The organism is Mesorhizobium metallidurans STM 2683 (assembly GCF_000350085.1).
Lineage (GTDB): Bacteria > Pseudomonadota > Alphaproteobacteria > Rhizobiales > Rhizobiaceae > Mesorhizobium > Mesorhizobium metallidurans.
In genome coordinates this window covers 20,057-27,744 of the sequence record NZ_CAUM01000147.1, presented here as the reverse complement: position 1 = coordinate 27,744, position 7,688 = coordinate 20,057, and the positions used below count along the sequence as shown (strand labels likewise).

The 7,688-nt window shown below is 59.7% G+C and carries 7 protein-coding genes, 1 tRNA gene and 2 pseudogenes; 5 read left to right on the top strand and 5 right to left on the bottom strand.

The genetic code is table 11. The features are described 5' to 3' along the window. A pseudogene (locus MESS2_RS25850) lies at window positions 1-306 on the bottom strand (OmpA family protein); the annotation flags it as partial. A 198-nt stretch (window positions 307-504) separates the two neighbouring features. On the opposite strand from MESS2_RS25850, the gene MESS2_RS25845 reads away from it, so the two are divergent. Together MESS2_RS25845 and MESS2_RS25840 are read left to right on the top strand one after the other, a co-directional pair. Then, window positions 505-951 carry a YcgN family cysteine cluster protein gene (locus MESS2_RS25845; protein ID WP_008877525.1) on the top strand — a complete coding sequence of 149 codons (447 nt, stop codon included), beginning with the start codon at window positions 505-507 and terminating at the stop codon, window positions 949-951. Window positions 952-1,187: 236 nt separating this feature from the next. Then, complete coding sequence (locus MESS2_RS25840) at window positions 1,188-1,544, top strand: hypothetical protein (RefSeq protein WP_008877524.1); 357 nt, start codon at window positions 1,188-1,190, stop codon at window positions 1,542-1,544. Between the two features lie 273 nt (window positions 1,545-1,817). Here the strand turns inward: MESS2_RS25840 and MESS2_RS25835 are convergent, their stop codons facing one another. Further along, window positions 1,818-2,528, bottom strand: a complete 711-nt coding sequence (locus tag MESS2_RS25835) for an SIMPL domain-containing protein (protein ID WP_008877523.1) — start codon at window positions 2,526-2,528, stop codon at window positions 1,818-1,820. A 238-nt stretch (window positions 2,529-2,766) separates the two neighbouring features. On the opposite strand from MESS2_RS25835, the gene MESS2_RS25830 reads away from it, so the two are divergent. After that, window positions 2,767-2,842 (top strand) — tRNA-Ile (locus MESS2_RS25830). A 136-nt stretch (window positions 2,843-2,978) separates the two neighbouring features. On the opposite strand, the gene MESS2_RS25825 is transcribed toward MESS2_RS25830, so the two are convergent. From MESS2_RS25825 to MESS2_RS31555, 3 genes are read right to left on the bottom strand one after another with little or no spacing between them, the layout of a single operon-like run. After that, complete coding sequence (locus MESS2_RS25825; RefSeq protein WP_008877522.1) at window positions 2,979-4,163, bottom strand: tyrosine-type recombinase/integrase; 1,185 nt, start codon at window positions 4,161-4,163, stop codon at window positions 2,979-2,981. Further along, entirely contained in the window at window positions 4,163-4,414 is a 252-nt protein-coding gene (locus MESS2_RS25820; RefSeq protein WP_157357849.1) for a helix-turn-helix domain-containing protein, read from the bottom strand. The genes MESS2_RS25825 and MESS2_RS25820 overlap by 1 nt, the downstream gene beginning before the upstream one ends. A gap of 60 nt (window positions 4,415-4,474) precedes the next feature. Continuing rightward, on the bottom strand, window positions 4,475-4,729 hold the full coding sequence (locus MESS2_RS31555; RefSeq protein WP_083918693.1) for a helix-turn-helix transcriptional regulator: 255 nt from the start codon (window positions 4,727-4,729) through the stop codon (window positions 4,475-4,477). Between the two features lie 1,056 nt (window positions 4,730-5,785). On the opposite strand from MESS2_RS31555, the gene MESS2_RS25815 reads away from it, so the two are divergent. Together MESS2_RS25815 and MESS2_RS31550 are read left to right on the top strand one after the other, a co-directional pair. Beyond that, the gene (locus MESS2_RS25815; RefSeq protein WP_341872370.1) at window positions 5,786-6,172 is read left to right on the top strand and encodes an NEL-type E3 ubiquitin ligase domain-containing protein; all 387 of its coding nucleotides are present in this window, start codon (window positions 5,786-5,788) and stop codon (window positions 6,170-6,172) included. 840 nt (window positions 6,173-7,012) lie between these two features. Continuing rightward, window positions 7,013-7,678, top strand: a pseudogene (locus tag MESS2_RS31550) (DUF1403 family protein); the annotation flags it as partial. Between the last annotated feature and the right edge of the window lie 10 nt (window positions 7,679-7,688).

The window sequence follows — 7,688 nt, the reverse complement described above, 5'->3', positions numbered from 1 at the left end:
AGGAGCCGATTCGGTTTGCTGCTGCCGGTCGCGCCTCTTCTTGCGCGGCTGCTGCTCGTCGATTGCAGGGGCAGCCTGTTCAGCAGGGGCCGATTCGGTTTGCTGTTGCTGGTCGCGCTTCTTGCGCGGCTTCTGCTCCGGCTCTGCCTGCTGTGCGCAGGCCTCGCCCTCGCAATCCGATTGCGCCAGGATGATCGGTGCTGCGGTCTGCTGCGCGCTGCCTTGCAGCGGGAACGCGCCCAACGGCGCGGATGCCATCAACAGGCCAAGTGCCGTGCCTGCCAGTACCCGTGGTTGGCGTTTCATCTGAAATCTCCTTGTGGCGTCCCATCCCGGCCCAAACTGTCATCAACCGGATTGGTTCCGGCTTGCGGGCATTAACGACGGTGAAGGGCGGTTGACCGGCATTTTGAAGGCGACTTCGTGTTTTTCGTATGGTGCAAGGTCGCATTTCGCGCCGTTGCCACGCTTGACCTTGAGGCAGGCGGGGGCCACATCCCAACAATGGAAAAGCCGTTCTGGAAAACCAAGACGCTCGAGGCCATGAGCCCGGCCGAGTGGGAGTCGCTTTGCGACGGCTGCGGCAAATGCTGCCTGTCGAAACTCGAGGACGAGGATACTGGCGAGATCTATTGGACGAGTGTCGGCTGCCGGTTGTTCAACGCCGACACCTGCCGCTGCTCGGACTATGCCAACCGGCTGGCGCGCGTCCCGGACTGTGTCGGGCTGACGCCCCAGAATGTGCGCACCATCACCTGGCTGCCCAGAACCTGCGCCTACCGGCTGGTCGCCGAGGGCCAGGACCTCTACTGGTGGCACAGGCTGGTGTCGGGAGATGCCGAGACTGTGCACGAGGCCGGCATCTCGATCCGTGGCCGGGTCAGCGCCAGCGAGACCGAGCTTGCCGAGCCCGACGATTATTTCGAGCATATGCTGGACGACGAGCCCTAGGGACGACCTATCGGCCAGGTCCGGAACCGACAGCGCGACCGGGCGTTTCCATCCGGATTGTTCAGAACCGGCAAAAAGTTAAGAAACTGCCAGTAATTTTCCCGTTGTTGCCCCTGTTATAGCCACATGAACCGGAAATGAACGGCTGGTTCGTAAAGAGTTCAGATACGCAAGCGCATTCTTCGCTCATCGGTTCGACCAAGACGGGTAGAAGCCCTCAACAAGGAGAGAAGACAATGTTCAACACGATCAAGACGGCGACCCTTTCGGCCCTTATCGGCCTCGGCACGCTTGCCGCGGTTCCCGCTCATGCGGACAGCATCTATCTCGGTTTCGGCAACGACAACGACCCCCGCGTCGGCGTCTATAACGGGGACGATGACGGCTACCGCCGCGAGCACCGCCGCGATCGCGACTGGCGCCGGGCCTGCTCGCCGGAGCGCGCCGTCAACAAGGCCGAGCGCATGGGCTTGCGCCGCGCCCGCCTCGTCGACATCAACCGCCGCACGGTCAAGGTCGCGGGCCGTCAGTATGGCGACCGCGTGGTGATCGTATTCGCCAATGAGCGTGGCTGCCCGATCCTTAACCGCTAAGCTTCGCACGATGCTGACCGGCAATGGGCGGGAGGCATGGAAGCATGATCTTCTGCGAAGATCATGCTGGGGACATGACCTTCTACCAAGGTCGGTTCGGAGACACACCTTCCACGAAGGTCGGTCTGGAGCATGATCCTCTGCGAGGATCAGCTTGGAGTAGTGTAGCCCCTTTCCGCCAGGACGGAAGGGTGCGGCTCAAAAAAGAACCCGGAGGACAGTCCTCCGGGTTCTTTTTTTACACGATGACAGTCAGGCCCTTTCAGGCGGTGATCACTTCAGCTCGAACGTGACAGTGACCTGCACGGTGTAGGAATTCTCGCCGGCCTGCACCGGAACCGATGCACCGGCTGCGTCGAAAGCCTTGGCGTTGATCGGCATCGGCGGTGGCGGGACGTTCTGGTCGGTGATTTCCAGCACCCGGCCGATGCTGACGCCGGCTGCTTCGGCCAGCGTCTTGGCCTTGGCCATGGCGTCGGCGACTGCCTTCTTGCGGGCCTCGGTGACCGTGGCTGCAGGGTTGTCATTGGTGAAGTTGATGCCGCCACCCTGATTGACGCCAAGCGACACCGCCTTGTCCAGGATCTCGCCTGTCTTGTCGACGTCGCGCACGCGCACCGACAGCGTGTTGGTGACCTGGTAGGCGACGAGTTCGGCCTCCTGGCTGCCGTCCGGCTTGTTGGTGTAGTTGTAGCGTGGGCTGATCTGAATGCCCGCGGTCTGCAAGTCGCGGTCCTTGATGCCGGACGATTTCATCGCCGCGATCACGGCGGCCATGGCGTTGTTGTTGGCGTCGAGCGCGGCGCGCGCGGTCTTGGCCTCGCGCATGACGCTGAGCGTGAGCAACGCCAGGTCGGGCGCCACCGTCGCCTGGCCTTCGCCGGACACGACGATGCGGGGCGGGGGTTGCGTGTCGGCAGCGCCGGCCACCGCCGGGAAAGCGATCGCGGCAGCGAGCGCCAAGGGCAAAAGATGTCTGGTCATGAAAACTCCTCAGTCTGCGATCCAGTCGCTTTCGTCGACTACCGCATCGGCCCGAAAATCGGAATCGATTTTCGGAAAGCACGATGCGTAGATTCAAATCGTTAGAGCGTACTTTGTGCGTCCAAGTGGACGCACGTCGCTCTAATGCGCGAATATGGGCTGATTTGGGCGATCTCGGCTACCCTCACCCGGAAAGCCTTGTGCGGCTCGGGGAAAAACATTAATCCAGCCACGTGTGGGGCCTGTAGCTCAATGGTTAGAGCCGGCGGCTCATAACCGCTTGGTTGGGGGTTCGAGTCCCTCCGGGCCCACCAAAAGTTTTGATTTCATTGCGAAAAATCGGCTTTTGCCCACGCTTTGCCCACGCTTTGCCCACGCTTTGCCCACGGCACGCACGGTGAGGAAGAAAGCGACGAAAGCCGCTTTCATAAATCGCTTCGAGGTTCTGGCTCACCGCACGACCCGCAAAGTCGCCCGCCGCTTCATCTGATCGCGCTTTTCCTCACGCCGGTTGATCGCCATCGCAATGTCGACTGCAATTCTTTTTTTGTTAGCCTCGCGCACGTAATCGTCCGTCACCGTCATGGAAGAATGTCCCATCGCTTCCATTATAGCGCGTGCCTGGATGTTGCATTCGGCGAGGTAGGTGCCGAACGTGCGGCGCAGGCCATGCAGCGTATAGCCGTCAGGAATGTCAGCCTGCCGGGCCCAATGCTGCATCATGCCTGTCAGGCTCTTCTCTGAAAACGGGTTGCCATAGCCGTTCTTCAAGACGGTTCCACCCTTCGAGCGGTCAAGTGGGTCTAGCGCTGCCGCCAGCTTGTCCACCACGGGAATAAACATCTCCCTCCCGCCATGGCGGTTACGATTCTTCTTCTGTCGGAAGGCAAACGCCTCGATCAATGCCAAGGAACCATCGAACAGTTCGATCTCTTCAGTCACCAAATCATCCCATTCAAGGTCAGCGATGTCCCCTCGTCGGTTGCCGAGCCAGAAACCCAGCGCATAGCAGGTCCGAGCGGGTGTACCGATCGGATGTCTCTCTTCATACTTTTCTCGGATCGCAATTGGCCAAGCCGGGTTCTTGGTCGATTTTGGTATGCGCACGCGGATCGACAACGATGGATCATCCTGCGGCTTTATCCATTTCTCGACCTCGATAGCCACCCAGAGGAGCTTTTTGACGGCTACCAGCATGTGTTTGGCGACGGTGCGGTTTGTCTTAAAGATACCTTCGATGATCGTGCGAAGCCTGTCGGCATCCATGTACTCAACCGGCACATCGCGCCATGTCAGCACATGTTCGGGGTCGACAGGCATATTCAGGAAACGCTCTATCAAGTTGCTGTTCTTGGCTTGGGTAGCCGGATCGAAGTCAGCCCACTCCATCGTGGTTTCAAGTCGCCGTGCTGCGTGCCCGAACGAACGCGACAGGACACGTCCCGGCATGTCAATGATTTCCGATTTGCCTATGCAACCTTCGACGGCACGTCGGTAGCAGGCTTCAAACGCTTCGTCGCCCGGCTGTCCGGGCAAGGCGATCTGCCGAGCATGGCGATTTGCACGAAAGCGCCAGTATTCCTTGCCGTTGACGACGCGGGAAGAAGCCCCAGGGTAGTCAGGATGTTTAGCCATCAAACGCTCTTTCGAGGCTTCTGCTGGAGTTGCCTACCACCATGCACCTTCTCATGAATCGGATCATGCGAAACGGCCTTGCTTTCCATGGCAACGCGCAGGAGCACCGGGTAAGGGAACCCTCTGCCTTGCTCCATGCCTTCAAAGGTGCGCTTCGGTATTCCCAGCACCTTGGCCGCGGCTTCAGCAGTGAGCCCTTCCTTGCCCCGCCAGGCTTTGACTTCTTGCGCCAGTTTCTCATTCTCGTTCATGTCATGCCCATCGCAGGCAATCTCCATACTACGCCTGCGGCATATACGCAACGAGCGTATTTATCTTCTTCTTTCTCTGTCCCGCTTGCTTCTTTCCAGTAGTTCTTGAAGTCCGCTACCTTTATCCGGCAACGAGGTGAAAGCTATGTCGAGGGCCACACGATCCCAAACAGCGCGGCTGTTGATGCGCTTGGGCTTCGGCATGCGCCCATCGGCAACCATTTCATCAAAAAGCGTTGTTCCGACCCCGATGTAGCGAGCTGCTTCCTCACGAGTTAGACCTCGTGGGGGATATGAGATTGCATCACTCTTCATGGGCGCTGTCTCGCCTCTGAGGTGCCTAGCGTATTGGTGTCGAGCCACAAAACCGCATCCTCCTTGCCGTTCCCAGCGAGTGGTCGTGCCGACTTAGAAGGAAAGGGCCTTAAGCGGCAGCGGTCTGACTAAGTTCGTTCGGCGTAAACTGGCGGCAACGTGTGAACGGGTGGATCACGGCAGGAGAGCTATCGGCGTACGGCTCCGCAATGCATTACTCCCCCCGCCTTCGCCGCCTCCTTTCGCGTGGAAACTTGAGCCGTTATCGAGGGCCGGCGAACACCGCCGCCACAGCATTGTTATGGGCCGAAACCAATATTCCTCCATAATGAAGACCTCTCGATCAGCCGATCGACATCGACGATGGCGCCGCACCGCGATCGGCAGCTTTGCGCGGTAGCCCCGCGTCCAAGTGCCCGAGACGACTAAGTCCAAATAGCCCGCTGGCAGGCTGGCGTCCCCAGCTTGGCCAACGGCAAGGGGTCAAACTAGCACTGTTGCTTTCCGCTCAGTTTGCCTGGTAAGCACCACGAGGGTGCTCTGGTCTCGCGACGGCCATGTTCCGGCTGACCTCAGAGAAAAGTACACAATGACAGCATCGAAGTCATCGACGTCGTTCTAGCCTTCGCAAAAGATCGCGCGACCGGCAAACCCGTTACATTCGATGTCGGGAACGAGCATTCCTATATCGTCGATGGCAAATAACAGTTTGTTGGTTTCGGTGCCCGACGAGAAATGGAACGATTGCGCTCTACGAGGAGCCATCCCACCAGCATGGAGGCCCACACGACGTTTGGGCTGCCTAAGATACACCGCAAACGACCTACCCGCGCTTTGTCGCGCAACTAACAGAGGACCTCAATCAACGACATCAAAGGTATGAACGGCGGGCCTATATTCGGCTTCTGGGTCGAGATCAAGAATCCGTTCATGTTGGGTGATCGCATTGCAAATCACCATGCTTCCAACAAGGCAGATCATCGGATGTCCGTTGCCCACCCCGACGCCTCTTAAAGAACCTCATGGCCAACCTCACCCGAGGTACTGTAACCGCTCCTGTTCTGGCGTCAGCAGCAGTGCGCCAAGCTGCGCGACCGGCTCGGGCTGCAGCGCATCGCCCCGGGTATGCGCTTCTTCGGGGTCTCCGACGTCACCATGGATGATATCGACCAGGCCGAGACGTCCGTGCGGACCAAGGAGGCGGCGGAGCTCACCGACTATTTGGCGACGGACTGGACACCTTGGGAGCTGTTTGTTAGCCGCATTGCACCCCAAGCGTATGCTGCGGCGCAGGACCGGCTCATCGATGCCGTTGGGGATGAGTTCGACAGCCGGTTGAGCCAAAAGCCTAGTGAACGAAACCTGACCGGCGATAGCGATGCCGAGCGGGAGTTGGAGCAGTGGTCCGCAAGGAAATCGCCTGCGAGATTAAAGGCGCTCTGAGGGACAAGGTCCTCATTGAACATGGCCTTGAGCTGTGAAGTCATTCTGACATTAAGGCGATTGCGGTCGATCACGGTTCATTCTCCGCAGTCCCGCGACGAAAGATCGCTGGTCGGAGCTAACCGCGGACAGCGGATAACCAGCTCGGATAAATGACAAATCTCTGCGTAGGCGTTGGGCTAAAATCCGTAGCGCGGTTGAGTTGTTGGCCGAAGCGATTGGCGCCGCAAAAAGGTGCTCACGATGACTGGAAACCGCTGCTCATTCCCCCGAAACCGTTGCTCCAGAATTGGTAAAAACGCGCGGCCAGCCAACCTCCTCGCCGGGCAGTGGGAGATTGGGGCAGGCTCCCGGGCAAGCCATGCTGTCGTGACAATCCTGGGGCTGCAGCTTCACCCATCGGCCAAAGTTTACGGTGAGGGACGAGCTGGGTATCGTCGGGCCGTCCCGGCCCAAAGACGGCGGCGGACGCTGTCTTTTGCATCGGAAAGGGCCATTTTCGGGACCTCCATTTGGCTGCATCGATACCATCAGCCCCCGCCTCCGACCAACTGCGCCGAAATTCCACAAGATCCGACGATCCGCGCTGCACGCGCCGAAAGCAGTAAGGTTTCAGCTACTTGCCGAAACAGAAGGGTAGAGGCTTCGGCGAAAGAGACTGTCGGGAGAAGAGGGGATGGTGCCCAGGACAGTTCCTGGCAGTCGGTGAAATAATCGACATTCTTGTTGTCAGTAAGAACGATAATGCAACATTATCATTCGTTTTGTGCTTTCGACAGCCTGTGCGGAAAACGGCCATCTGGATGGTAAAAAGCGCACAGGCGATTTACCGTCGTGAGCATGATTCGTGCTGCTGGATCCCCTCTTGTCGCCTCCACTCCGCTGATCGTAGCTGGCTGGGCGATCCCGCGTGGACAGGTTGCGGGCGAAGCCGAGGCTGCATTCATGGCGGGGGCGGCGCTGAATGCGCTGGATATGCTGGTGCGTTCCGATCCCCTATGGGCTGGAACATGGCGGCAGCGCCTGGCGCTCAAAAGTGCTGCCGCCGCGGTGCGTCTTGCCGGTCGCACAGAGGACGAGGCTGCGCTGCGCGACGTCTGGACCCTGCGAGCACTTGGAACCGATCCGTCCGCACTCGGCCCCGCCGGCGGTATTCTCCTTGCCTGGCGGCGTATGGCATCGAAGGCCTCCGGCCTAGACGCTGATACGCTCGCCGACATCGTCGACAGGCTCGGTCTGCGCTGGAGCGACGCCTTTGCCGGCATTCCTGAGGAAATGGATGACCTCTTGGCGCGATCGGGCACGCCGGCCCCGCATGCCGCCGCGGCGATTGTCTCTCACGTCCATGCCGCGCGTCCCGACGCCGAGCCGCTTAGCTGGTGGCTGGCCGATCTTGTGCTGGCACAAAAGCTGCGCTGGCAAAGGCCGGTGCCGCTTCTGATGGCACAGGTTTTCACGCCGGCCTTCCGCACCGAGGGCGGGCGCGGGAGCGGAACAAGACTCCGGCCGGGCGGGG

Excerpts from the sequence above, each read along its gene's own strand:
- MESS2_RS25845 (WP_008877525.1), top strand. The coding sequence starts at position 505 with ATGGAAAAGCCGTTCTGGAAAACCAAGACGCTCGAGGCCATGAGCCCG.
- MESS2_RS25840 (WP_008877524.1), top strand. The coding sequence starts at position 1,188 with ATGTTCAACACGATCAAGACGGCGACCCTTTCGGCCCTTATCGGCCTC.
- MESS2_RS25835 (WP_008877523.1), bottom strand. The coding sequence starts at position 2,528 with ATGACCAGACATCTTTTGCCCTTGGCGCTCGCTGCCGCGATCGCTTTC.
- MESS2_RS25825 (WP_008877522.1), bottom strand. The coding sequence starts at position 4,163 with ATGGCTAAACATCCTGACTACCCTGGGGCTTCTTCCCGCGTCGTCAAC.
- MESS2_RS25820 (WP_157357849.1), bottom strand. The coding sequence starts at position 4,414 with ATGAACGAGAATGAGAAACTGGCGCAAGAAGTCAAAGCCTGGCGGGGC.
- MESS2_RS31555 (WP_083918693.1), bottom strand. The coding sequence starts at position 4,729 with ATGAAGAGTGATGCAATCTCATATCCCCCACGAGGTCTAACTCGTGAG.